Origin of the sequence: Halobacillus sp. Cin3, from assembly GCF_947311855.1 — a bacterium.
Lineage (GTDB): Bacteria > Bacillota > Bacilli > Bacillales > Halobacillaceae > Halobacillus > Halobacillus kuroshimensis.
This window is the reverse complement of the sequence record NZ_CAMZMV010000007.1, coordinates 1-25,611: the sequence shown is the minus strand read 5'-3', so window position 1 is coordinate 25,611 and position 25,611 is coordinate 1. Positions and strand designations below refer to the sequence as shown.

21 protein-coding genes and 2 tRNA genes are annotated in these 25,611 nt (G+C 49.8%); 16 read left to right on the top strand and 7 right to left on the bottom strand.

What is annotated here, in order from left to right; genetic code table 11:
* Window positions 1-280: 280 nt before the first annotated feature.
* Window positions 281-1,096, bottom strand: coding sequence for a histidinol-phosphatase HisJ family protein (locus QMA39_RS17380; RefSeq protein WP_281659426.1), 816 nt, complete (start codon window positions 1,094-1,096; stop codon window positions 281-283).
* Between the two features lie 158 nt (window positions 1,097-1,254).
* On the opposite strand from QMA39_RS17380, the gene QMA39_RS17375 reads away from it, so the two are divergent.
* From QMA39_RS17375 to dnaB, 4 genes are all read left to right on the top strand, one after another.
* Window positions 1,255-2,208 carry a YybS family protein gene (locus QMA39_RS17375; protein ID WP_281659425.1) on the top strand — a complete coding sequence of 318 codons (954 nt, stop codon included), beginning with the start codon at window positions 1,255-1,257 and terminating at the stop codon, window positions 2,206-2,208.
* A gap of 29 nt (window positions 2,209-2,237) precedes the next feature.
* A complete protein-coding gene (locus QMA39_RS17370; RefSeq protein WP_206934940.1) occupies window positions 2,238-4,211 on the top strand; it encodes a DHH family phosphoesterase in 1,974 nt (657 codons plus the stop codon).
* Entirely contained in the window at window positions 4,208-4,654 is a 447-nt protein-coding gene (rplI, locus tag QMA39_RS17365; RefSeq protein WP_027955901.1) for a 50S ribosomal protein L9, read from the top strand. The genes QMA39_RS17370 and rplI overlap by 4 nt, the downstream gene beginning before the upstream one ends.
* A gap of 138 nt (window positions 4,655-4,792) precedes the next feature.
* The gene (dnaB, locus tag QMA39_RS17360; RefSeq protein ID WP_035532384.1) at window positions 4,793-6,154 is read left to right on the top strand and encodes a replicative DNA helicase; all 1,362 of its coding nucleotides are present in this window, start codon (window positions 4,793-4,795) and stop codon (window positions 6,152-6,154) included.
* A 140-nt stretch (window positions 6,155-6,294) separates the two neighbouring features.
* On the opposite strand, the gene QMA39_RS17355 is transcribed toward dnaB, so the two are convergent.
* The gene (locus tag QMA39_RS17355) at window positions 6,295-7,149 is read right to left on the bottom strand and encodes an HAD family hydrolase (RefSeq protein ID WP_281659424.1); all 855 of its coding nucleotides are present in this window, start codon (window positions 7,147-7,149) and stop codon (window positions 6,295-6,297) included.
* A complete protein-coding gene (locus QMA39_RS17350; protein ID WP_027955904.1) occupies window positions 7,140-7,922 on the bottom strand; it encodes a DeoR/GlpR family DNA-binding transcription regulator in 783 nt (260 codons plus the stop codon). Before QMA39_RS17350 ends, QMA39_RS17355 begins: the two co-directional genes overlap by 10 nt.
* Window positions 7,923-8,161: 239 nt before the next feature.
* Between QMA39_RS17350 and QMA39_RS17345 the strand changes: the two genes are divergently transcribed.
* Window positions 8,162-9,451: an adenylosuccinate synthase gene (locus tag QMA39_RS17345; RefSeq protein WP_027955905.1), complete on the top strand. Its 1,290-nt coding sequence runs from the start codon at window positions 8,162-8,164 to the stop codon at window positions 9,449-9,451.
* A 72-nt stretch (window positions 9,452-9,523) separates the two neighbouring features.
* Entirely contained in the window at window positions 9,524-10,081 is a 558-nt protein-coding gene (locus QMA39_RS17340) for a TIGR00730 family Rossman fold protein (protein WP_281659423.1), read from the top strand.
* Between the two features lie 14 nt (window positions 10,082-10,095).
* Here the strand turns inward: QMA39_RS17340 and QMA39_RS17335 are convergent, their stop codons facing one another.
* The gene (locus tag QMA39_RS17335) at window positions 10,096-10,581 is read right to left on the bottom strand and encodes a hypothetical protein (RefSeq protein ID WP_281659422.1); all 486 of its coding nucleotides are present in this window, start codon (window positions 10,579-10,581) and stop codon (window positions 10,096-10,098) included.
* A 138-nt stretch (window positions 10,582-10,719) separates the two neighbouring features.
* On the opposite strand from QMA39_RS17335, the gene QMA39_RS17330 reads away from it, so the two are divergent.
* From QMA39_RS17330 to QMA39_RS17290, 9 genes are all read left to right on the top strand, one after another.
* Window positions 10,720-10,796 (top strand) — tRNA-Asp (locus QMA39_RS17330).
* Between the two features lie 122 nt (window positions 10,797-10,918).
* Window positions 10,919-10,991 (top strand) — tRNA-Phe (locus tag QMA39_RS17325).
* Window positions 10,992-11,275: 284 nt separating this feature from the next.
* The gene (locus QMA39_RS17320) at window positions 11,276-12,514 is read left to right on the top strand and encodes a peptidoglycan DD-metalloendopeptidase family protein (RefSeq protein ID WP_281659421.1); all 1,239 of its coding nucleotides are present in this window, start codon (window positions 11,276-11,278) and stop codon (window positions 12,512-12,514) included.
* A gap of 178 nt (window positions 12,515-12,692) precedes the next feature.
* Window positions 12,693-13,397 (top strand): response regulator YycF, encoded by a 705-nt coding sequence (gene yycF, locus QMA39_RS17315; protein ID WP_027955909.1) that lies wholly within the window; start codon window positions 12,693-12,695, stop codon window positions 13,395-13,397.
* A gap of 4 nt (window positions 13,398-13,401) precedes the next feature.
* Window positions 13,402-15,249, top strand: a complete 1,848-nt coding sequence (gene walK / locus QMA39_RS17310; protein ID WP_027955910.1) for a cell wall metabolism sensor histidine kinase WalK — start codon at window positions 13,402-13,404, stop codon at window positions 15,247-15,249.
* Window positions 15,246-16,625, top strand: a complete 1,380-nt coding sequence (gene yycH / locus QMA39_RS17305; RefSeq protein ID WP_281659420.1) for a two-component system activity regulator YycH — start codon at window positions 15,246-15,248, stop codon at window positions 16,623-16,625. The genes walK and yycH overlap by 4 nt, the downstream gene beginning before the upstream one ends.
* Before the next feature lie 19 nt (window positions 16,626-16,644).
* Window positions 16,645-17,556, top strand: coding sequence for a two-component system regulatory protein YycI (gene yycI / locus QMA39_RS17300; RefSeq protein WP_027955912.1), 912 nt, complete (start codon window positions 16,645-16,647; stop codon window positions 17,554-17,556).
* Between the two features lie 17 nt (window positions 17,557-17,573).
* The gene (locus QMA39_RS17295; RefSeq protein WP_027955913.1) at window positions 17,574-18,368 is read left to right on the top strand and encodes an MBL fold metallo-hydrolase; all 795 of its coding nucleotides are present in this window, start codon (window positions 17,574-17,576) and stop codon (window positions 18,366-18,368) included.
* Window positions 18,369-18,447: 79 nt separating this feature from the next.
* Window positions 18,448-19,674, top strand: coding sequence for a trypsin-like peptidase domain-containing protein (locus tag QMA39_RS17290; RefSeq protein ID WP_027955914.1), 1,227 nt, complete (start codon window positions 18,448-18,450; stop codon window positions 19,672-19,674).
* Between the two features lie 388 nt (window positions 19,675-20,062).
* Here QMA39_RS17290 and QMA39_RS17285 read toward each other — a convergent pair whose 3' ends face one another.
* Together QMA39_RS17285 and QMA39_RS17280 are read right to left on the bottom strand one after the other, a co-directional pair.
* Window positions 20,063-20,767: a DUF2306 domain-containing protein gene (locus QMA39_RS17285; protein WP_281659419.1), complete on the bottom strand. Its 705-nt coding sequence runs from the start codon at window positions 20,765-20,767 to the stop codon at window positions 20,063-20,065.
* A gap of 340 nt (window positions 20,768-21,107) precedes the next feature.
* Complete coding sequence (locus QMA39_RS17280; RefSeq protein ID WP_027955917.1) at window positions 21,108-22,451, bottom strand: sodium:alanine symporter family protein; 1,344 nt, start codon at window positions 22,449-22,451, stop codon at window positions 21,108-21,110.
* 190 nt (window positions 22,452-22,641) lie between these two features.
* Here QMA39_RS17280 and QMA39_RS17275 point away from each other — a divergent pair, with 190 nt between their 5' ends.
* Entirely contained in the window at window positions 22,642-23,658 is a 1,017-nt protein-coding gene (locus QMA39_RS17275; protein ID WP_281659418.1) for a GntG family PLP-dependent aldolase, read from the top strand.
* 286 nt (window positions 23,659-23,944) lie between these two features.
* Here QMA39_RS17275 and QMA39_RS17270 read toward each other — a convergent pair whose 3' ends face one another.
* Complete coding sequence (locus tag QMA39_RS17270; RefSeq protein ID WP_281659417.1) at window positions 23,945-25,303, bottom strand: FAD-dependent oxidoreductase; 1,359 nt, start codon at window positions 25,301-25,303, stop codon at window positions 23,945-23,947.
* Between the last annotated feature and the right edge of the window lie 308 nt (window positions 25,304-25,611).

Here is a 25,611-nt window from a genome sequence, read left to right as displayed (position 1 = left end):
TCTCACATTCATGCAAGCAATTCAGCAATTGCTCCGCTGAACTTATCGCTTTATCATTCGGTACATCCGATTTCCTTCATAAGGAATACGCGGTTGTCACGAGAAGCGTTCGGTGGTGACGCCTGCGGGAACAGCGCGAGTCGAAGATCCACTCGGGCAGGTGGTTTTCCTGTCCGAGTTAGCTGAGGCCGTGCCCGCGGCAAGCATCCACCGATAAGCGGAACGTGACGATCAACTCAACATAGGACAAGTCTACGGGAGGACACGTGCTTTTTCTTGTTTACCCGATCGGATGACGTTCAGCCTTCCGGTTCGTAAACGTATGGAGATGCGTATAGCCGGCCGATTTCGCAAGGTCGATGGCGGCATCATAGCGGTAGCCGATATGGTCCGGCTTATGGGCATCAGAGCAGAGAACGATTCCAACTCCGGCTTCCCTGCAGATGCTCAATAGATCAGGGTCAGGATACAGCTCCCCGACCGGTTTTCTCAGGCCGGCGGTACTGATTTCAATAAGTGTATTTGTAGAAGCCAGCGCTTCCGCCGCCCGCTTGTACTGCCCGATAAGAAAATCACGGTCATCCGGACGATAGCCGAATACTTTGATCACATCGATATGGCCGACAAAGTCGAACAGCCCGGATTCAGCGAGGGTGACGACGCGGTCGAAGTACTGCTCATAGACGTCTTTCAAATCTCTTTTTTCATATTCCCCGCGGTAAATGGCCAGATCGATGCCCCATTCGTCGATCCAGTGCACAGAACCGATCACATAATCGAAGGGATGGGTATCGATAAAGGCTTCCATCTCTTTTTCCTTACCGGGCATGTAATCCATCTCGATGCCCATCTTAATGGGGAGTCCCTGCTTTTCGGCTTCATCAAACATCTGCTGGTAGGTGTCGAAATCGAGGGTCCGTCGGTTGTTGACCCACGGATTGGAGAGAATCTCCTTTGTCTCCTGGAAAAAATACGCATGTTCAGAAATGCCTAATTCCTGAATGCCTTCGTTTTTTGCTTTTTGTATGTAGGTTCTCAGATAGTCGACGTCTAAATTTCCTGTTTCAGCCATATGCACGTGATAATCGGTCAGCATGAACATCCTCCTCAGGTGGAATTTCATTCATCATACCAGACTCACACTTGTTCACCAAGACTGAACAGACGTGAGTAAACAACAACCCGTACAAACCGTACATATGTTAAAATAGGGAGGTTAAGACAGCGCGAAAAAAGTCGAGGTGCAACCTGAATATGAACAACTCAAAAAGAATAACCGAAGGGGCTTTAATGGCAGGGATATATCTGCTATTGTTATTGGTAATTATTTTCCTGCCGGGAGGAATCGGATCGTTACTCCTGTTCGTTCTGCCGGTGCCATACATTTATTACAGCAGCCGTCATGGCTGGAAGTCCGGCCTGCTCCTGTTTTGTTTAACGATGATCTTCAGTCTGCTGATCGTTCCGGTCCTTTCCATTCCCTTTACACTCACAGCGGGAATCGGGGGCGTGGTATCCGGCGGCGTCCTGCATGCCGGCCGTTCAGCCTATGAATCTCTTGCTCTTGGAACCGTCGGGTATACGGGAGGACTTGTCCTCGGTATGGGGCTTGTCCAGCTGCTTCTAGGCATCAATCTTATTGATGAACTGACAGCAGGGATGAGCGATAGTTTAGACACGGTGGAATCTACGATGGGCATCTTCCCACAGGGGGAGAGCTCAGAGGAAGCTGTGGACACAGTCCGTGAAGCGATTACCTTCATCCCGGACATCATCCCAAGTATTTTCGTCATGACAAGCGTCATCACGGCCTTGATCAGTTTGTGGCTGACGTTCAAGCTCATGAACAGGATCGAAAATAAATCCTATGCCTTTGCTTCATTTAAAAATTTCCGATTGCCGACGTCTATTCTGTGGTATTACTTCTTTGCGATGATTTTGAACTATGTGGTGACAGATCGGGGAGGCTGGGTGTATTTCGGAGCCATCAACGTCTTCATTGTGGCGGGCACACTGCTTGCCATCCAAGGCTTTTCATTCGTCTTCTATTACGCATCACAGAAGAAGTGGCCGAAGGCTGTCCCTGTCCTGGTGATCGTTTTTTCATTACTTTCTCCGGGATTGATCATGTATCTTGTTCGAATTTTAGGTATAATTGATTTAGGATTTCCACTGCGCAGCTATGTCAGTGAGAAGAAAAAAAACTAGCTCGGAGAAGATGGTAGGAGCTGAATGCAATGCCGAACTTTTTTAAGAAACCAACTATGAGCGGACACTTATGGATCATCTATGCGATTTCCTTAATTCTGCTCGGGTTTATCTGGTATTATCAGTGGATGCTCGGATTATTGATGACGCTGTTCCTTGCTGCATCGATATTCTACAGTGTCCGCACCGAACAGCACATGATCAATGAAACCGAAGAATATATATCGACCCTTTCCTACCGGGTGAAAAAGGTGGGCGAGGAAGCCCTGTTGGAAATGCCGATCGGAATTATCCTTTACAGCGAGAATTACACCGTCGAATGGGCCAATCCGTACATGAACCGGTTCACGAGTGAAGATACGGTTGTCGGAGAGTCCCTGAAAAAGCTGTCGGATCAGCTGATTCCTGCCTTGAAGGAAGAGGAGGATGAAGTGTGGATTACGATCGACGGCTATAAACTCCAAACGGTTGTCAAACGGGAGGAGCGCCTGCTTTATCTGTTTGATCGGACACAGCAGACCGAGATTCATAACCGTTATGAAAATGAACAGACCGTACTTGCGATCATTTTTCTTGATAACTATGAGGAAATTACGCAGGGAATGGATGATACAGCGAAAAGCCATATCAACTCCCAGGTAACCTCCATACTGAACAAATGGGCCGGGGACTACGGCATCTATTTGAAACGTACATCACAGGAACGGTTTATGGCTGTGATGAATCAGGAAATTCTTTATACGCTTGAAAAAGCGAAGTTCGAAATCCTGGATGATGTCCGGGAACTGATTACCGATCAGAACGTCCCGCTGACACTGAGTTTTGGTATCGGTGTCGGTCCGATCAGCCTGCCTGAACTCGGGGAGCTGTCTCAGTCGAGTCTGGATCTTGCTCTCGGCCGCGGCGGCGACCAGGTGGCCATCAAGGATGATTCCGGGAAGGTCCGCTTCTACGGCGGTAAAACCAACCCGATGGAGAAACGGACGCGTGTACGGGCACGGGTCATCTCCCACGCCATGAAGGAGCTCGTCCAGGCGAGTGAAAAAGTCTTGATTATGGGACACAAATCGCCGGATATGGACTCGATCGGGGCTTCCATCGGCATACTGAAAATCGCTCAGGCCAACGACAAAAAAGCAGCCATCGTCCTGGATCCGGATGATATCGATACAGGCGTGCAGCGGATGGTCGAAGAGATTGAAAAGGACGAAGACTTGTGGCAGTACTTCATCCCGCCGGAAGATGCGCTCGAAATGGTGACGAATAATACACTGCTCGTCGTCGTCGATACGCACAAACCATCCATGGTCATGGAGGAAAAACTGCTTTCCAAGACCGAGCATGTCGTCGTCATCGACCACCACCGCCGGGCGGAGGAGTTCATCAAGGACCCTACGCTCGTCTATATGGAGCCGTATGCTTCTTCCACGGCCGAGCTTGTCACCGAGCTATTGGAATACCAGCCGAAGAAGCTGAAGCTGTCCATGCTTGAATCGACGGCCCTGCTTGCCGGGATCATCGTCGATACGAAGAGCTTCACGCTTCGTACGGGCTCACGAACGTTTGATGCCGCTTCCTACCTGCGATCCAAAGGAGCGGATACCGTCCAGGTCCAGAAATTCATGAAAGAGGATCTGGATGTCTATGTAAGGCGGAGCAAGTTGATTGAGAAGGCATCCATATATAGAGATGGGATAGCCATATCAACAGGCGACCACGGTGAATCCTATGGTCCTGTCATCATCGCTCAAGCTGCGGATACGCTGCTTACGATGAGTGGAATTGTCGCATCGTTTGTCATATCTGAACGCAGTGACGGCCGAATCGGCATCAGTGCCCGTTCCCTCGGCGATATCAACGTCCAGGTCATCATGGAAAAGATGAATGGCGGGGGGCACCTGACCAATGCGGCTACACAGCTGGAAGACACAACGATTGAAGATGCCAGAGATTTGCTGCAGGATATTATTGACGAATATTTTGAAGGGGGAGACACAGAATGAAAGTAATATTCAAAACGGATGTAAAAGGTAAAGGGAAAAAAGGCGAAATCAAAGAAGTGAACGACGGTTATGCGCGTAACTACCTTCTGAAGAACAATCTGGCTGTCGAGGCGACCAAAGGCAATATGCAGGCGCAGAAAGCCAAGGATGCCAAGGTTGAGCAGCAGGCTCAGGAAGAAGTGGAAGAAGCGAAGCGCCTTAAGGATCAGCTCGCTGATCTGGAAGTGAAGCTTGATGCGAAATCCGGCGACAGCGGCCGTCTTTTCGGATCGATTACGAGCAAGCAGATCGCCGAGCAGTTGAAGAAGGATCACAACATCAAGATCGACAAACGGAAAATTGAGCTGGATGATCCGATCCGTACGCTTGGATACTCGAACGTTCCTGTGAAGCTTCACCCGGAAGTGACAGGCACGATCCGTGTCCACATCGCTGAAAAATAAATGTATCAAAGAGGCGCCCTGTCCATTGTCCGGATGAACAGGGCGCTTTTACTTCTGCCCTTTCCGGCATATGGACAGCGGTCAGAATATGAGTTAATATGATGTATTGGTGTTAACGATTCAGAGGAGGAAAAGCTAGTGAGTGAAATGTGGAACGACCGTACCCCGCCTCATAATATAGAAGCAGAGCAGGCGGTGCTCGGTGCGATCTTTTTAGAACCTGAAGCAATGTCGACAGCCGCAGAGAATTTACTTCCGGAAGATTTTTATCGAGCAAGCCACCAGCGGATATTCGAAGTGATGCTGACGCTTGCGGACAGAGGCGAGCCGATCGATCTGGTTACGGTCACCACGGCTCTTTCCAACAATAAGGTGTTGGAGGAGGTCGGCGGAGTTTCCTATCTGACGGATATCGCAAACTCGGTTCCGACCGCCGCCAACGTCGGTTATTATACGAACATCGTCGGTGAAAAATCGACGCTCCGCAGTTTGATCCGAACCGCTACGAACATTGTGACGACAGGATATTCGGAGGAAGAAGAGATTGACGATGTCCTGAACTCCGCAGAGAAGGACATATTAGAAGTATCCCAGCGGAAAAATTCCAGTGCTTTCAAAAGCATTAAAGACGTCCTGATCGATGTGTATGACAACATTGAACAGCTTCACATGAACGATGGATCGACGACAGGTATTCCGACGGGCTACCGTGACCTTGATCACATCACATCCGGCTTCCAGCGGAATGATTTGATCATTATCGCTGCGCGTCCATCGATGGGTAAGACGGCCTTCGCCTTGAACATCGCCCAGAACGTCGCCGTACACACAGATGAGAACGTCGCCATCTTCAGTTTGGAGATGGGGGCTGACCAGCTCGTTTCCCGTATGCTCTGCGCAGAAGGAAACATCGATGCCCAGCGTCTGCGTACCGGAAGCCTGGAAACGGAAGACTGGAACAAGTTGACCATGGCGATGGGAAGCTTGTCCAACGCCGGCATCTACATTGATGACACCCCCGGGGTGCGCGTGAGTGAAATCCGCTCCAAATGCCGCCGCCTGAAGCAGGAACACGGACTCGGCATGATTTTGATCGACTATCTGCAGTTGATCCAGGGAAGCGCGAATTCCAAAGAAAACCGTCAGCAGGAGGTTTCTGAAATCTCCCGTTCCCTGAAAGGTCTTGCCCGTGAGCTGAACGTGCCGTTGATTGCCCTGTCCCAGCTCTCCCGTGGTGTGGAATCCCGTCAGGATAAACGCCCGATGATGTCGGACCTTCGTGAATCCGGATCGATTGAGCAGGATGCTGATATCGTCGGATTCCTTTATCGTGATGACTATTATGATAAAGAATCCGAAAGCCAGAACATCATTGAAATCATTATCGCTAAACAGCGTAACGGTCCGGTCGGAAACGTCGAACTTGCCTTCGTGAAGGAGTACAACAAGTTCGTCGACCTTGATCACCGTTATACCGATGCCGATATACCACCGGCCTGACAAAAGAAAGAAACGAAAAGACGCTCACATCCAGAGGGGAGATCTGGAGGAGCGTCTTTTTTTGCAGCTTCTGTGAAGCCATGTATGATGATCACCACCCATCACGCCTCCCGGAGAGTCACGCTGGGTCGTGGGTGATCTTAAGAAAAGTAGTGGGTGATGGCGTAGGCTGCGCCATCCTCATCGTTGGATTTCGTGATGTAATCGCTTGCTTCTTTCACATCACGGACCGCGTTTTCCATGGCTGCGCTTCTTCCGGCGGCCTTCAGCATGGAAAGGTCGTTATGACTGTCTCCGACGGCCGCTGTCCGGTGCATCGGAATCTTGAGGTGCTCTGCTACCGACTTCAGGGCACTGCCTTTGGAGGCGGTGTGGTCCTCAAGCTCAAAGTTATGCTCCGCAGAGCTCACCATCGTGAACGATGGATGGTCACGGAACTTCTCTCTGCCTTTTTCGAGTTTATCCAGATCGAACGTGAAAGCGAGGATGTTGTACATCGGGTCCTTGGACTCGACGATCTCCTCATAGGATTCGACAAAAGCGAAGCCGTTTTGACTGAACTGCTTATCCAGTGCATGCCTCAAGCTCTGCTGATCGGTTTCCGGGTTGGCGCTGAGGAGGCGGTCCATCTCCACATGAAGAAGTTCCCGTCCATTCTGCGGCGTGTAAATCGATGATCCGCTGAATACCTCATAATAATAATCCTCCTGCTCCAGCCATTCCAAGGCTTCCCCGGCATCTTCCCGATCCAGTGCTTTTTCTTCAAACAGGGTGCCGTCCGGTGTATGGATGACGGCGCCGTTTGCACTGATGACCCATGGCTGGAGGGGGAGACTGGAAAAAATATTCTGGACGTCGAAATAGGCCCGACCTGTGGCAATAACGATTTCCACGCCGTTTTCCCTTGCGTTCTTAAGTGCTTCTGCATTTCCGTCACTGATTGAATTTTCCTTGTTCAAAAGCGTTCCGTCGAGATCAATGGCAATCAAGTCCATAAATCCTTCTCCTCCTCTTCTGTAACAATCAATTCTACTCCGCATTCCTTCAATAGATGCTGGAAGGGTTCCTCCGGTGCCTGATCGGTAATGATCATGTCGATATCCTCCAGTCCTGCAAACGTGAAGAATTCCGTCATTCCGAATTTCGTATGATCAGCAAGGACGATCACTTCCTCGGCCTGCTTGATCATATTTTTCTTCACCATCCCGTCCTCTTCATGCCCGAGGGTCAGTCCGTGTTCAGAGATGCCGACTACGCCGATGAAGGCTTTATCGACATGGTAGCTTTTCAGGCGTTCAATGACAGAGGCGCCGTAAAGAAACTGGTGCTCCTTCTGCAGGTAGCCTCCGAGGAGCTGGATGGAGACGAGACCGACATTGGAGAGAATATCCGCCTGGTGAATCGAATTAGTAATCACTTTGATCTCCATCGGTGAGATCTGACTGGCGCAGGCCTGTACGGTCGTGGATGTGTCTAAAATGATATGATCCCCTGAATGGATCAGCGAAGCTGCTTTTCTGCCGATTTCCTGTTTTTCATAGGATACAGCCTTCAAACGATGGGTATAATCCTGAATAGCCGCATGGGTTTTCGGCAGGATGGCCCCGCCCCGCGTCCGTACGATGGCTTTGCGCTCTTCCAGCTTCACCAGGTCACGTCTTGCGGTATCTCGTGAAATGTCGAACATCTCACACATTTGATCAATCGTGATGCGGCGGTTGTTTTTTAAGTATTCGATGACGCCGATCAGTCTTTCTTCCTGATACATGGGAGAACCCCTTCCATATCTATCCTCTTGTAAGTGATTATAAGTAATTTTATAATTAAAATCAATGGATAATAAGTTTTAATAAGTTGTTAGAAAAGCCTGATATATAGGCTATTATCGAACATTGAAATATTTCACTGAAATTAATGTTCGGATTCAGCGTTGACTTTCACGTCGGGAATTGGTAAACTGACGAAGGAAATTCAAACCAATAATCAAATTCATTGCGGAGGTGCCTTATGTCTTCAGTAGTTGTAGTCGGAACCCAGTGGGGGGACGAAGGTAAAGGCAAAATTACCGATTTTCTTTCACAAAATGCCGAAGTGGTTGCGCGTTACCAAGGTGGTAACAATGCGGGACACACAATTAAATTTGACGGAATAACTTATAAACTTCACCTGATTCCATCAGGGATTTTCTTTGATGATAAAATCTGCGTACTCGGAAATGGCATGGTCATTGATCCGAAAGCGCTTCTTGAGGAATTGAAATACCTTCATGATAAAGGTGTTTCCACAGACAACCTGCGGATCAGCAACCGTGCGCACGTCATTCTTCCTTACCACTTGAAGCTGGATGCGCTTCAGGAGGAAGAAAAGGGCGCCAATAAGATCGGAACGACCAAGAAAGGAATTGGACCGGCTTATATGGACAAAGCGGCCCGTACAGGAATCCGCATAGCAGATCTCATGGACAAGGAGAGCTTCCGTGAGAAACTGGAACAGAACCTTGCCGAGAAGAACCGTCTGTTCGAAAAAGTGTATGAAACAGAACCGTTCACCGTGGATGAAATTCTTGATGAATACTACGAGTATGGTCAGAAGATCGCTTCTTATGTATGCGATACGTCTGTCGTCCTGAATGACAACCTTGATGACGGCCGCCGCGTACTTTTCGAAGGCGCCCAGGGTGTTATGCTCGATATCGACCAGGGAACTTACCCGTTCGTCACATCCTCCAACCCGATTGCCGGTGGAGTTACGATCGGTTCCGGTGTCGGTCCATCTAAAATCAAGCACGTTGTTGGTGTATCCAAAGCCTATACGACACGTGTCGGCGATGGTCCATTCCCGACGGAGCTTGAAAACGAAACCGGCGACCAAATCCGCGAAGTCGGCCGTGAATACGGAACGACAACAGGACGTCCGCGCCGTGTCGGCTGGTTCGACAGTGTTGTTGTCCGCCACGCCCGCCGTGTGAGCGGAATCACGGATCTTTCCCTGAATTCGATTGATGTGCTGACAGGCATTGAAACGCTGAAGATTTGTACGGCATATAAGTACAAAGGTGAAATCATCGAGGAGTTCCCGGCCAGCTTGAAAGTTCTCGCTGAATGTGAACCGGTCTATGAAGAAATGCCGGGCTGGACGGAAGACATCACGGGTGTGAAAAACCTGAGCGAACTGCCGGCTAATGCACGCCATTACATCGAGCGTGTGTCACAGCTGACAGGAATTCCGCTTTCTGTCTTCTCTGTCGGTCCTGACCGTTCCCAAACGAACGTCGTCCGCAGTGTGTACAGCGAATAATCAACGAGCACCTGGCTGTTATCAGTCAGGTGTTTTTGTATAGGATAACGATAAAGGAAAGGAGTGTTTCATGTGAAACGCATTTGTATTTTTGCCGGATCAAGTGCCGGAAGCAGCCCGGTTTTCGCTGAACAGACGAAAATTCTCGGACAGGCCCTCGCTTCCCGTGGGATTGAACTCGTCTACGGAGGAGCCCGGAGCGGACTGATGGGCACTGTGGCTGATGAAGTCCTTGCACATGGCGGGTCCGTTACAGGCGTCATGCCGACACATCTTTTTGACAAAGAAGTCCCCCACCCGGATATTACGAAAATGATTGAAGTGGACACCCTCCATGAGCGAAAAGCGAAAATGAGTGAACTGGCCGATGGATTCATCGCTCTCCCCGGCGGCTTCGGCACGCTTGAGGAATTGTTTGAAACCGTCAGCTGGGCACAAATCGGCATTCATCAGAAGCCTGTCGCCCTATTCAACATTGAAGGGTACTATACCCCTGTGATGAAGCTCGTGGAACACAGTGTCCAGGCCGGATTTGTGAAAGAGGAGCACCAGGACTTGATGGTAGCCTCTTCCGATCCGCAGCAGCTTTTGGATGAAATGGAAGCAAAAGAAAAACCGGGCCTTCGCTGAGGTCCGGTTCCTTCCTATACGTGAATCGTTTTTGAAAAGATCAACCCGAAGTACCGGTATGTCACTTTAATTTTGCTGATGGTTGTTTTTTCGGCAATACTCAGGCCATATATGGTGGCAGGGGCTGGATCAGTGGCAGCGGCAACGGTTTTAGCAGCAAGGGGAGATGTGTCGGGTCCTAGTGAGAATGTGGTGAAATCCTGTGTGCGTTGGCTCTCACCGAGGAGCGCATGTGTATCCGTAAGGGTGAAACCTTGTTCTGTGTCGCTGATCTGAACATTCACGTGGGAAGGGGCTTCATCATCATTAATGGAAACATCCGTAATGTGGATACTTCCCAGCATGCTTTTGTTTCCTAAAGCGACAATGACCGACTGTTTGTCCTCCGTCGATCCAATCGATCCGTGCTCAAGCGGCGGATTCAGCTTCAGAAAGGCAATGGACGATACCAATAAAAAGATAAGGGCGTAAACCAGATAGCGGAACCATATCCTCGTCAACGAGATCCTCCTTTCTATGTATTATGGCAGCTGTTCAGACAAAGGACTGAAGGAATTCTTACATTCTATGAAATTTACTATTGCTTCCCCTTTGACCGTGTGGTACGATAGATATCGTTGCGGTGAACGAGCCGTATTGGTCCGGTAGTTCAGTTGGTTAGAATGCCTGCCTGTCACGCAGGAGGTCGCGGGTTCGAGTCCCGTCCGGACCGCCATTTTCATTATATCATTCTGTGTGGTCGAATTCACACGTAATGTGATTCTGTAATGGAAAGAAGAAGTCGAAAGCTCGGTAATTGCAGGAGTTTCATCCATTTTGAAAAATTCATCTTACTATGGCTCGGTAGCTCAGTCGGTAGAGCAACGGACTGAAAATCCGTGTGTCGGCGGTTCGATTCCGTCCCGAGCCACTTCTTTAAAAAGCCTGTAGAGGAACTTAGTGTTCCTCTACAGGCTTTTTTTGTGTTCATTTACAGGAAAATATTATCCGTGTTTCCACATCCTCATTTTGATGCTAATTTATATCAATATATATAAGATTATTATCTATTTCGTAAAATTGCCAGGAAAATTATATCTTTTTTACAAGTTTTAAAATCTATTTTATTAAAAGTTTGGCTATGATAGATTAATGAAGGTGAATTTTACAATTTTTTATAGATAGATACACATAAAAATCCAGGGGGAAGGAAACATGTGGAAGAAGGTTGTCATCACGGTGCTTGGAATTGGTGTACTCGGAGTCGGAACGGTTTATGCAGAGCAGTCCATGCAGACCGTTTATCACGTCCAGATGGATGGCCGGGAGATCGGTACCGTGACAGAGAAAGCTGTCGTTCAGGATGAACTGGAAGCATTAGTGAAACAGAAGGAAGAGCAGCATGAAGATTGGAACTTGACGGTGGCTGAAGATATTACATTCAAGCCGGAGCGCGTCTTTTCTGTTGAAGCAGACGAGGGACAGGTGCTTGAACGCTTGGAGCTGGACGTGTCGTACGCGGTGGAAGCGGTTCAAGTCCAAGTGAATGGGCAGTCCATCGCTTACCTTCCGGAGGCCGGAGATGTAGAGGAAGTGATGGAGACGTTAAAAGCGGAATACGTCAATGACGAGGGCGGCTCTGAGGAAGAGGACGTGTCTGCCGGCGAAACGGAACTTGAAAACGTCTACGTCAATGGTGTGATCGACTATGCCCCTGTTCAAGCGGCCCCTTCGTCCATCAATACTGTAGAGGAGACGGTGGACCGCATTCAAACCGGTAACATGTCAGAGCAGGTGTCGCTGAGCAGCGGCGAACCGCTGGTCGATGTGATCGTAACCGAACAGGAACGGGAAGCAGAAATGATTGCCCACAAAGTCGAAGTCCGTAATACGGATGCGCTGTATGAAGGTGAAACGGAAATCCATCAAGAAGGACAGGATGGGAAGAAGGAAACCTTGATTCAGACGGTGACGGAAAACGGCGAGACCACAGAGGAGGAAGTCCTTGAAGAGGAAGTCGTCGAGGATCCTGTCACACAAGTCGTGTTGAAAGGCACGAAGCCGTCGCCATCCACCGGATCCGGGAACTTTGTGTGGCCGGCAGTCGGAGGAGTCATTACGAGTAAACAGGGAGAACGCTGGGGGCGTTATCACAAAGGGATCGATATCGCCGGCGTTTCCGACCTGACCATAAAAGCCGCCGATCACGGGAAAGTGACCGAAGCCGGTTACCAGGAGAGCTTTGGTAACAAAGTCGTCATTGATCACGGCAACGGCTATGAGACATTGTATGCCCACCTGTCTTCCATCGATGTCCAGGTGGGGGACACGGTTCAGCAGGGTGAAAAAATCGGTGATATGGGAACGACCGGTCATTCCACTGGTGTCCATCTCCACTTTGAAGTGCATAAGGATGGCGGCCTGGAAAACCCGCTTTCCCACGTATCTCAATAATGAAAAGCCGCTATGCAGAGTCATAGCGGCTTTTTTCATGGGAATGACTAATCATGGAGGCCTATAGATAGGATGAACGGATGATTTCCTGTCGTGTCTTCAGATGAAATAAGACATTTGGCAGGAAATAAGTTAAAATGAGGGAAAGAACAGAAGTCGATGAAAGGGATGAGACAAGATGGCTCAAAAGATCTTAGTTGTAGACGATGAAAAACCAATTGCTGATATATTGAAGTTCAACCTTGAAAAGGAAGGCTATGAAGTCGTGTGTGCCTATGATGGGGACGAAGCGATCGCTAAAGCGGATGAGGAAGAGCCGGAACTGATTCTGCTTGATATCATGCTTCCGAATAAAGATGGCAATGAAGTGTGCCGGGAAGTGCGTAAGCGCCACAATATGCCGATCATCATGCTGACGGCTAAAGACGCTGAAATTGATAAAGTGCTCGGACTGGAAATGGGTGCGGACGATTATGTAACGAAACCGTTCAGCAACCGCGAACTGATTGCCCGTGTCAAAGCGAACCTGCGCCGCCAGCAGCAGGAGCCGGAGGATTCCTCCCAGCAGACGAAGGACATTGAAATCGGCCGCCTGGCGATCCATCCGGATGCTTATACGGTGACGCGTGATGGGACATATATCGAGCTTACCCACCGTGAATTCGAGCTGCTTCACTACTTAGCCCGCCATATCGGACAGGTGATGACGCGTGAACACCTGCTTGAAACCGTATGGGGCTATGATTACTACGGTGATGTCCGTACCGTTGATGTGACCGTCCGCCGTCTCCGTGAAAAAATTGAGGAGAACCCGAGTAACCCGATGTGGATCGTGACACGACGCGGGGTCGGCTACTATTTGAGAAATCCAGAGCAGGACTGACTTTATGAAGAAAGTGGGTTTCTTTCAGTCGGTCCGGCTGAAGCTGATTGTTGTTTATATACTGCTTTTATTATTAGGCATCCAAGTGATTGGGGCCTATTTTGTTAGTCAGCTTGATAATCAGCTGACAAGCAATTTCACCAGTTCCATCGATAACCAGCTGAATTCCCTGACTTTCAGCCTGCAGAATGCGTTTAACGCCGAACGGGACGAAGACAGCCCGACACTGGAGGATGAAGTGCAGGGGCTGATCAGTGACTTTATAGAAGAAACGCAGAGCATCAATCCCCGTAAACTGCAGATTTTGAACAGCAACTCCAATATCATTGCCTCGGTCGGCAACCGGGATGATTCATCGGATATCGGAAAAAAGGTCACGGATTACCAGCTGACCAACGTGCTGGTTATCGGTGAGGCGACCGAACCGAAGTTCAAGCGCGAAGAGGGCAGCAATGACCGCGTGTATGTAGGCACGCGTCCGATTACCGATGAAACGGGCGAGGAAGTCCTCGGTCTTCTCCATTATGAAATCTACGGGGATGAAATCTCGACACAGATGCAGGAGATCAGCAGTATTTTTGCCAAAGGGACGGTCTTAGCCATCGTCGTAACGGCTCTGCTCGGGATTTTGGTGGCCCGGACCATTACGAAGCCGCTGACGGAAATGAAGCGTCAGGCCCAGATAATGGCGACCGGTGACTTTTCCCAGAAGGTCAATGTCCGGGGAAATGATGAAATCGGTGAACTGGGGCATGCGTTCAACGATATGAATGATAAATTGAAGCTGGCTCAGGCGACAACCGAAGGAGAGCGGAGAAAGCTGAGTTCTGTGCTTTCCAACATGTCGGACGGCGTAATTGCCACGGACCGGCTGGGCGCCATTATTTTAATGAACGCGCCGGCTTCCAAGTTGATCGGCCAGCGCTTTGAGGATATCCAGGGGCAGTCGCTCATCGATGTGCTCGATTTGAGCGACCAGATTGAAGAAATGGAGGAAGTCGAAGAAACCAACTCGATGATTATCGATTTGAGTAACGACGACGACCACCTGTTATTGAAAGCGAACTTCTCAGTGGTGGAGGATGAAAACAATGAAATGGACGGCTTCATCACGGTAATCAGTGATGTAACCGAGCAGCAGCGCGTCGAGCAGGAGCGCCGCGAATTCGTTTCCAATGTTTCCCATGAACTCCGCACGCCATTGACGACGATGCGCAGCTACATCGAAGCGCTGAACGACGGAGCATGGCAGGATCCGGAGATCGCCCCGCGCTTCCTTGATGTCACCCAGAATGAAACGGACCGGATGATCCGGCTCGTCAACGATCTGCTCCAGCTTACGAAAATGGATCATAAAGAAACGACCCTTATGAAGGAACGGGTGGAATTCGTCAGCTTTTATGAAAGCATTATTGAGCGCTTTGAAATGAACAAGGATGATAAAGTGAACTTCGTCCGCAGCCTGACGAAGAAAAAGATGCATGTATGGATTGATAAGGATAAAATCACCCAGGTGCTGGATAATGTAATTTCCAACGCCATCAAATATTCCCCGGAAGGCGGGCGGATTACCTTTGAAGCCTCCTCAACGCGGAAACAGCTGCGTGTCAGCATTACTGATGAAGGCATCGGAATGCCGCCGGATACGGTCGATAAAATCTTTGACCGCTTTTACCGTGTAGATAAATCAAGGGCCCGGGAAATGGGCGGTACTGGTCTTGGTCTTGCGATTGCCCGGGAAATAATTGATGCCCACCACGGGAAAATATGGGCGGAAAGCCGTGAAGGGAAAGGAACAACCGTTTACTTTACTCTCCCGCTCATGAGTCAGAAGCGGAGGGATAAATCATGAATAGAGAAACGTTGAAATCAATCATTCTCGTTATTCTGATTGCCTTCAGTCTCGTGTTGACCGTCGCCCTCTGGAGTTACCAGCCGGCTTCGGAAACGTTGGAAGAGGGTGGAAGCACAGCCGACAACAAGCTGGAAGGTCTCGGTACCGAAGAGGATCTTTCTGATTTATTGATTCCTGAACTGGTCGTCTATCATGAAAATGACGGACATTTCACATTTCCTGAACCGAATGGAAAGACGAGCTTTAATGACCAATTCAAGAAATGGTCGTTATCCAATTTTGATACCACACCTGGTGAAATCGATCTGAATACGATCGAAAAAGGCGTGGAAGTCATTTTTCCGACCTCTCTGCCGTTAAAAGTGATCAAAGACCTGTTTACCGTCAACAATAATGTCATTCTTGATAATTTCAATAAGAACTTTGAACGGGTATTCCTTGTCCAAAATGAGGAGCGCTCTTCCTCTACTTATGAGCTTTGGTTCGTCCAGGCCGGCAGCCAGGGGGATGAAGTCACCTTGAAGGCAAGTGTCAATGCGAGTGCGGGAGACAGAGCACTGAAGGCATTCGAAGATCGGAATGACCTGACGGAAATTGTCCGTCTTGCCGATGAAATGCCGGCCGTCGATGCGGCGAATATCGGCGCCAACCATATCTATCTGCCTAAAGATGATATTTCTGTGCCTCAGGTCGTCCTGCAGACGACGGCTGTGCCGGTCACACCGCTGCAGAATGATTTGTTCCCGTCGCCATCCAGCACCATCTTCTATGAGGCGGGAGAAGGGATCAAACGGACGAAAACGAATGACCGGAGGCTGGATCAGAAAAAGGATGACCGGCTGATGGAGTTTCTATTTTTAACAACGAAAAGTATCAATGAATCCGGGATGACCGAATACGACCTGCTGACAAAAAGTGTGCAGGACATCAACAGTCATCTTGGCTGGACAAACGAATTCAGGATCGAATCCTTATCCACCGGGCTGGATGAACTGAAATACCGGATGTATTTCAATGAATTCCCGGTCATGGAAGACGAGGCCACAGAGGGGTTTGCGCAGATATCCATGACGTATGAGGATAGTGACATCCAAAGCTACGACCGGCCGCTGATCAAGTTCGTACGGACTCCGTATGAAACAGATTCCATGGCTGAACTGCAGTCCGTCGATGACGTGATTACTCAAATCCAGAATTCCAACACGTATGACTTCAACAGCATCAAAAATATCGGGATTCGCTACACGTTGGAAGAGCAGACGAACAATCTGGCGTATAACTTGATACCGGAATGGTATATCGAGACCGAATCCGAAAGCTGGGCACCATTATTCAAGGAAGAGCCGATGCCGAATGGCGACGCGGCACCTTAAGAGGAAGGCGGGATAACGAATGCAGTGGGGCCAGATAAAATTATTGTTCATCCTCAGCTTTTTGATTCTCGACCTTTTCCTCTTGCAGCAGTTTATTACCAAACAGTCGCAGGATGTTCTGGGACAGATTTCAACAGCTGAAGAAAATATTGAAACCGAGCTTGAAGAAGATGGCATAACGATCGCCGATGACGCCAACCCGCAGGAGCCGGGGGAAGTGTCGACGATCAAGTCCTCAGGCAGCACGTTCTCTGATGAAATTCTTGGACAGATCGAAGATATGGACGAAGAAAACCAGACCGTCGAAGTGCTGAATGAGAACCGTGTACTGAAAGTCGAACTGGACGAGCCTGTTCCTGTCACGAAGGATAATTTGATTGAAAAAGTCCGGGCGCTCGTGCCGTTCTATTCCCAGTATTCGTTCTGGGGATGGAATGAAGAAAAAGGAGCGGCGCTGTTTTTCCAGAAAGCCAACGACCGGACGATCTACTTCAATAACAGCGGATCCCTGCTCGTCTCGATTGAAGACGGGGAGATCACCGGGTATGTAGCAACGATGCTTGCGTTCAATGAAGGGGAAATGATCATTGATTCCGAACAGGACGGGGCGGTTATTGCGCCCCTCAGTGCAATGAGAAATCTCCGTAACCAGGGGATGCTGAAGAGCGGGGACGAAGTGACCTCGATGAGCATCGGGTATTACACGGAAATTTTTGTTGAACCGAGTGAGGAAAAAGGGGAGCAGGTCTTTGCTCCTGCCTGGAAAGTGACCGTCAATGGAGAACGCAGCCACTTTGTCTATGCTTTGTCGGGCGGCGTCATTGATGTCGAAGAAGGGGAATTTATCGAAGAAGAGTTACAAACGTACAATCTTCAGGAAAATCCATTAGAGAGTACAACAGAGGAGAACGAAGAAAGTGAAAACAATTAAATGGAGTGTCTTACATCATGACCTTACGCTTTAGTGTACTGGCTTCAGGCAGTACGGGGAACGCGTTTTTTATTGAATCAGGGGACGAACGGATTTTGGTGGACGCCGGCTTGAGCGGCAAAAAGATGGAAGGGTTGATGGAGCAGGTGGACATCGACCCCGCATCGCTGTCACGGATTCTCGTCACGCACGAGCACAGCGATCATATTAAGGGGCTCGGAATCATGGCGCGCCGCTACAACCTGCCTGTTTATGCCAACGAGAAGACATGGCAGGCGATGGAAGGGCAGATCGGCAAGCTGTCTCTGGACCAGAAGTTCCTTTTCGGAATGGAGGAAGTGCAGACGTTCGGGGGCATCGATGTAGAAAGCTTCGCGGTATCCCACGATGCGGCGGATCCGATGTTTTATACGTTCCATCAGGACGGGAAAAAGGTGGCGCTGGTCACCGACCTCGGCTACGTGTCGGAGCGCATCAAAAAGACAGTGGAAGGTGCGGACGCCTATGTGTTTGAATCCAATCATGATGTCAGCATGCTTCGGATGGGACGGTATCCTTGGAATGTGAAACGGCGGATCCTCGGTGATTCCGGGCACGTTTCCAACGAAGATGCCGCGCTTGCCTTGACGGATATCATCACCGATCAGACGAAGCGGATCTACCTGGCCCACCTGAGTCTGGATAACAACATGAAGGATTTAGCACGGATGTCAGTCTCCAACATTCTCGAGGAGCGTGGTTTCGAGCTGGGCACGAAAGTAGCGCTGTATGATACAGATCCCGCTGAAGCCACACCGATTTTTGAGGTTTAAAAGGTTTGATTTAGTTAAACATAAGGGAACAATACCTATTGAAGTTCATAGGAACGAAGGAAAGGTAAGGTGAAGCGGAGTGGGTTATTACGATGACCATTCACCCCAGACACAGCAGAAAAGAACCCGCAGGCGCTGGGTCATGCCGACCATCGTCGGAGGGGTCTTAGGTGCTGTGCTCGTCCTGCTTGCTCTCCCGGCACTCGTCCAGACCGAGCTGCTCCCATACGATATGACGATTCCGGAGGATGAAAGCGGCCTTGTGGATGACAACCAGGGTCTGACCGGCGATACGAAGAGTGTCTCGGTCGATGTAACGACACAGATTACCGATGTCGTCGAACAGGTCACCCCGACGGTTGTCGGCGTCGTCAATCTGCAGACGAGGGAGAATTTCTGGCAGGAAGGCGCTGAGGATTCCTCCCAGCAGGCAGGCGTCGGTTCCGGTGTCATTTATAAAAAGGAAGACGGGACCGCTTATGTGGTAACGAACAACCATGTTATTGAAGGCGCCAGTGAAATCGAAGTCGTGCTCGCTGATGAAACAAGGATTACAGCCGAATTGATCGGCGGCGATGTATTCACAGACCTCGCTGTTCTGAAGATGCCGGGCGAACAAGTGGAACAGGTGTCCGAGCTTGGCAGTTCTGAAGATTTGAAAGTCGGTGAACCGGCCATTGCTATCGGGAACCCGCTCGGCTTGAGTTTCGCCGGATCCGTCACACAGGGCATCATCAGTGGAAAAGAACGGGCCATTCCGCAGGATTTCAACGGAGACGGCCTGGAAGACTGGCAGGCGGAAGTTATCCAGACTGACGCCGCCATCAACCCCGGAAACAGTGGAGGGGCTTTAATTAATATCGAAGGACAGCTGATCGGAATCAACTCGATGAAGATCGCCCAGTCCTCTGTAGAAGGGATCGGTTTTGCCATTCCGATCGATTCAGCCAAACCGATCATCGATGAGCTCGAGCAGAAGGGCCAGGTCGACCGTCCTTATATCGGCATTGAAGCTTACGGACTGAACGAAGTACCGACCTCCGAATGGGGCAATACGTTGAACCTTCCTGAGGATGTGGAAGGCGGCCTGTACATCCGCAGCATCCGGCAGATGTCACCAGCCGCGAAAGCCGGGCTGGAGCCACTCGATGTCATTACCGCCCTTGATGACGAACCAGTTGAGGATATCATCGATCTCAGAAAGTATTTGTACAATGAGAAGAATCCTGGCGAAGAGATGGAAATCACCTACTACCGCGATGGACAGCAGCAGACAACAACGATTACCCTCGGTTCGCAGGAATAAATCATGAAAAAGAGTACCTTCGTTGTGAAGGTACTCTTTTTTGATGGTCAGCAATCGACATTCTTCTCTTTTATTCAACATATGATTATCCACAGCCTGTGTATAGAGTTCTGGATAACTGTCATATATGGTAGGGAACGTATATTCCGATACCATATAGCCAAAGAGGGTGTGAATATGTGGATAAAATCTGTGTATAACCTGTTTATATCTAAGTGAACCCTGTGAATATCAGAAAATTAACAAGGTTTGTGCATAAGTCTGTGGACAGTTGTGGGTAACTGCTTTCGTTAGTGCCTGTTTTCCACATGTGTATGAAATTCAAACGTTCCCTTTATCGTTTCTGTGAAAAAAATGTCTAATGCTAACGTCATTCGTGAGTACCTGTTTAAGAGGCTGATTTTTTAACTCTTGGAAGATTGAACTTCCTCCTGTAGTAGAAATTGAAGCTGTAAATCAGAGGAGTCAGGACCGCCGCCGGCAGAAACCAGAGCCAGATGCTTACACTTGAGATATTCAATAATCTCGGAGCACCAAAAACGACAAAAGCTGTAATGGTGGCGATCGAGCAGCCGATCAAGTTTCCGTAATGCTCAAAATACCAGTGCATTTTTGTTTTTGGTGGGGTGAGCCAATAAGAAAGCTGACCACTTCCGAGCACGAGACCCAGGATCGGGAAAAATTTCAGCAGGGCAAAATCATCCATCCAGCCGACCACCATTGTGACGAGGGACATGATGACGAGCAGACCGGATATCCCCAAATCATAAGGGTTGCGGTGAGCGTCTGTCCGGCGTTTGAAACGGAGGACACGGATGCCCATCCAGGCTGTCGCTGCACTCAAGACGGCGATAAACAAAAGAAAAAAGGAAAAAGCCTGTTCGGCTGTTGTTCTTTCCTGATCGATAAACAGGCGGTACAACCCCATGAACAGCGCACTGCCCGCGACTGTATACATGGCCCAGACGTATACCCAGCCGATTTTGCGGTGCGCACGGCCGCCTTTTTTCGTGACGAGTGGGATCCAGAATACGGTGAGCGCGGTAAACCCTGCGGCAATATGAAGCATGAGTATGATTGAAAATAAAGACATGGTTTTCACTCCTCTCTACTCTACCAGTTATACGGAACGAAGGAAGGGAATTCCTGCATTCTTAACGATTTTTACAAAGGAACGACAAAATGGAGATGAAAAAAACGGCTGTCCCTTTAAGGACAGCCGTTTCAGATTGTAGAAAAAAGTATTTCTCCTCTTGTGGAGCTGTGATTGTCACGTTCCGCTTATCGGTGGATGCTTGCCGCGGGCACGGCCTCAGCTAACTTGAGCAGGGAAACCACCTGCCCAAGTGAATCTTCGACTCGTTCTTTTCCCGCAGCCGTCACCAGCGAACACTCCACGTGACCTTCCCAATTATCTTTTGGGATGGTTTTATCTAGGATTGAAGGCGGTCGCTGTTCCACGTCTTTTTAATGATTTTCGTTAAGGCGAGGACAGCGATCAAGTTAGGAACGACCATCAGTGCGTTGAACGTATCGGCCATCTGCCAGACGAATTCCACTTGGACGACGGCTCCTGTTACGATAAACAGCAGCACGAACGCGCGGTACGCCGGTACGGCTTTTTCGCCGAACAGGAACTTCACGTTCACCTCACCGAAGAACGCCCAGCCGAGAATCGTCGTGAAGGCGAAGAACAAGAGGCAGATCGCGATGAACGGAATACCGAATTCACCGAGTCCGCGGGCGAACCCTTCCTGCGTAATCGCACTTCCCTCAAGGCCTGTTTTATGGGCGCCGGTTACAAGTACGACGAGAGCGGTCATCGTACAGATGATCACGGTATCAATGAAAACACCGACCATGGCGACAAGCCCCTGGTGGGACGGACGCTTCACTTGAGCGACCGCGTGGGCGTGCGGAGTGGAACCCATTCCGGCTTCGTTCGAGAACAACCCACGGGCAATACCGTAACGGATCGCTTCTTTCACCGTGGCACCGAGCACACCACCGCCGGCGGCTTCCGGACTGATCGCGGCCTGCACGATCAGCTGCAGCGTCGGCAGCACCTGATCCCAGTACTCCACCATAATGACGAGGCTTCCGCCGATGTACAACAGCGCCATGACGGGGACGACATTTCCGGCAAAGGTGGAGATCCGGTCAATCCCGCCGAATAAAATAAGACCAATCAAAATAGCAATAACAATACCAAGACCGAGATTGAGACCGAATGAAGTGGAGTCAAGCGCCTGATTCATCGCTGTAGCGATCGCGTTGGACTGCACCATGTTTCCGACAAAGCCGAGGGCAATGATAATGGCTACAGCGAAAAAGCCGGCCAGCCATTTGCTGCCAAGGCCGTCACGGATGTAATACGCCGGACCACCGTGGACGGATCCATTTTTCTTTACCTTATAGAGCTGGGCGAGGACCGCTTCGGCAAAAATCGTCGCCATGCCGAAGAACGAGCTGATCCACATCCAGAAAATCGCACCAGGTCCACCGGCAGCGATCGCTGTGGCGACACCGGCCAGGTTTCCGGTTCCGACCTGCGCGGAAATCGATGTGGCGAGCGCCTTGAACGAATGGATGCCTTCCTGTTTTTCCTTTTTGAAAAGCGGTGCGAAGGTAATTTTAAATCCTTTACCAAGAAAGCGCACCTGGATGAAGCGGAGCTGGAAGGTGAGCCATACTCCCGTTCCTAGAAGGAAGATGAGCATAACCGGCCCCCAGAGAACACTGTTTATATCTTTAAAAAGCTGCGTCAACTGTTCCACGTAGAGTTTCCTTTCTTTCTTTCGCTAATGAATAACCATAAAAAAGAGTATCGCACGTGGAAGCGTTTCACAGCAAGTGACATTTATTGAAAAATCGGCGATTTGAAGCGATTTTCCGCTGTTTTTTGACACGGCTGTCTTTTCCTTTTGTCAGAAACTTCTATACAATAGAAGAAAAAGGGGAGAGACGATGATCGATTTACGAAGCGATACAGTAACCAAACCAACGGAAGCGATGCGCCGGGCCGCATATGAAGCGGAGGTGGGGGATGATGTGTATGAAGAGGATCCCTCCGTCAAAAAATTGGAAGCCGAAGCGGCTGCGACACTCGGAAAGGAAGACGCCTTGTTTGTCACAAGTGGTACCCAAGGCAACCAGATTGCCGTTTTGACCCATACAAGACCAGGGAATGAAGTGATTCTTGAAGCCGACTCGCACGTTTTCTTCTACGAAGGGGCCGCCATGTCCGCCCTTGCCGGCGTTCAGCCCCGCACGATCGTCGGCCACCGGGGAGCGATGAACCCGGATGATATTGAAGCGGCGGTCCGTGCGGATGATATTCATTTTCCGGAAACTGGTTTGATCTGTCTGGAAAACACGCACAACAAAGCAGGGGGAGCCGTTGTCCCGCTTGAAAACATGCGCCGGGTTTACGAAACGGCCCGGGAGCACGGCATTCCGGTTCATTTGGACGGGGCACGACTGTTCAATGCCGCAGCTGCCTCAGGGAAGTCTGTGAAAGCGTACGCTGATTGGACGGATACCGTGCAGATCTGTTTATCGAAAGGCTTGGGCGCACCTGTGGGGTCGATCATTGCCGGTTCGTCCTCGTTTATCCGTCAGGCGAGAAAATGGCGGAAGCGGCTCGGAGGTGGTCTGCGGCAGGTCGGGATGATCGCTGCGCCTGCCTATATTGCATTGACGGAAATGACGGAGCGGCTGTCGGACGATCATGAAAAAGCACGGCTGCTTGCGGATGGAATGTCCTGTTTACCGGGGTATGAGGCCGCTCCGGTCGAAACGAATATCGTCCTGGTTGATGTCACAGCGACCGGAATGACGGCTGCAGCATTCGTTGAAAAGCTGAAGGAACGCGGCATTCTTGCTGTCCCGTTCGGACCTTATGTGGTAAGGTTTGTGACCCATTATGATGTGACAGAGCAGGAGATTTACGACGTGCTGGATGATATCGAACGGATAGGCTGACCCAGCCGATTTACTGGTTGGGAATGGAAGGTTTGCGGGTATACAGAGACTACAACACACTTGGAGGTGGGCTCTGATCGCAGATGTCATTTCATTCCGGTCAGGTGAGCGTACGTCAGCTGCAGAACGTGAATTTGTGGAGTTATATGAGCGCGATCCGTACATGAATGACAATATCCCTCTGGATGAACTCGGTCATCATCTGCGCCGGACGTTGACGAACCGGCAGAAAGGCTGTAAGAAAAAATGAAAAAACCCCGTGAATGGGCACGGGGGTTTTCGTTTATTAGACAAGGGCTGGTGTTCGGTTGTAATCCTGCTGAGCTTCAAGTCCCGCCTTGTTTAAGAAGTTCCACGGCTGGTTGAAGTGCGGCTGGAAGAAGAAATCGACGTAGGCGAGCTGGTCGATCGTCATGCCGGCCTGGATGCAGACACTCATCGTATTGATGGACTGCGTCACATCGGCTTTGGACAGAACCTGTGCGCCGAGAATCTTCCTTGTTTCCGGATCGATCGTCACTTTCAGCTTCACATTTTCCGCTGTAGGCATGAACGCCGGGCGGTGCGTCTCTTCTATTGTGAAACTTTTCACATGAACATTTAAAAGTTGAGCAGATGTTTCTGTCAGCCCCGTGGATGCCATGTTGTAGTCGTAAATGTGCAGCCCGGATGTACCCTGGGTGCCTCCGTGGGGCATGACCGGCTCCATGATGTTACGGGCGGCGAGTGTTCCCATACGGACCGCGTTCGTTGCGAGCGGGATATAGGCGTGTTTTCCAGTCGGGTTGTACGTCACGGCACAGCAGTCTCCCGCTGCAAAAATATCAGGATGGCTCGTCTGCATATATTCATTGACGATGATCGCACCGTTATCGAGCGTGTCGACGATTCCTCTGACAAGATCGGTATTCGGACGGAACCCGACACACATGATGACAAGATCGGTCTCATAGCTTCCGCTGTTCGTGATCACACGTCCGACCTGGCCGCCGCTCCCTTCAAACCGTTGGACAGTTTCATTCATCGCTAACGTAATCCCGCGGTTTTCGAAGTCCTCTTCGACGATGGACGTGAATGCCTCATCCAGATATTTGTTCAAAATCCGGTCGGCACCATCAATCAATGTCACCTCTTTGCCAGCTTTCTCAAAGGCTTCGACAAGCTCGACACCGATATAACCAGCTCCGACGACGGTCACTTTTTCGGCGTGTTCCGCCCGTTCAATGATGGTATTCGCTTGGTTGTAGTTTTTCGCAAGCAGGATGTTCTCAAGATCGATGCCTTCAATCGGCGGTGTCACCGGCCATGAACCGGTCGTGATCACTAATTTATCATACGAATCGGTGAGCTGTTCACCGGTCACAAGATTCTCGGCATAGATCGTTTTCGTTTCAGCATCAATGTCTTTTACGTCGTGCTGCATCCGGATGGTAACGCCGAGCTTCTGCAGCTCCTCCGGAGAAGAATAAAAGAGTCCCTGTGGGTCTTCGACGACTCCGCCGACATAGAGAGCGAGTCCGCAGGATAGAAAGGAGACGTTATCGTTTCGTTCATAGACGGTAATCTGAGCTTCAGGATACATGTTCGCCATATTCGTCACCGCAGCGGTTCCTGCGTGGGTACTTCCAATTACTGCAATTTTCATGGAATAGATCCTCCTTAAACGTTCATGTGAAATGTTTCACATGTTAACTATGATTGTATTATAAGACGGATCGCAGGAGAATACAACCCTTTTGTTCACTATTTCACAAAATAAAAATAACCCGCCGGAAAGCCGGCGGGACAGGGGTTATTCCTTATCCTTGCGGGGAAATGTTTTATTTTTTACTTTCTTGAAGGCTTCAGAGGACGTATCCACCGTTTTGTCGATGGCTGAACTATAACCCGAATAATGGACACTTATAAAAAAGTGCCCCGTTATTCGGGTTATTTCTATCTCTAGAAATTTAA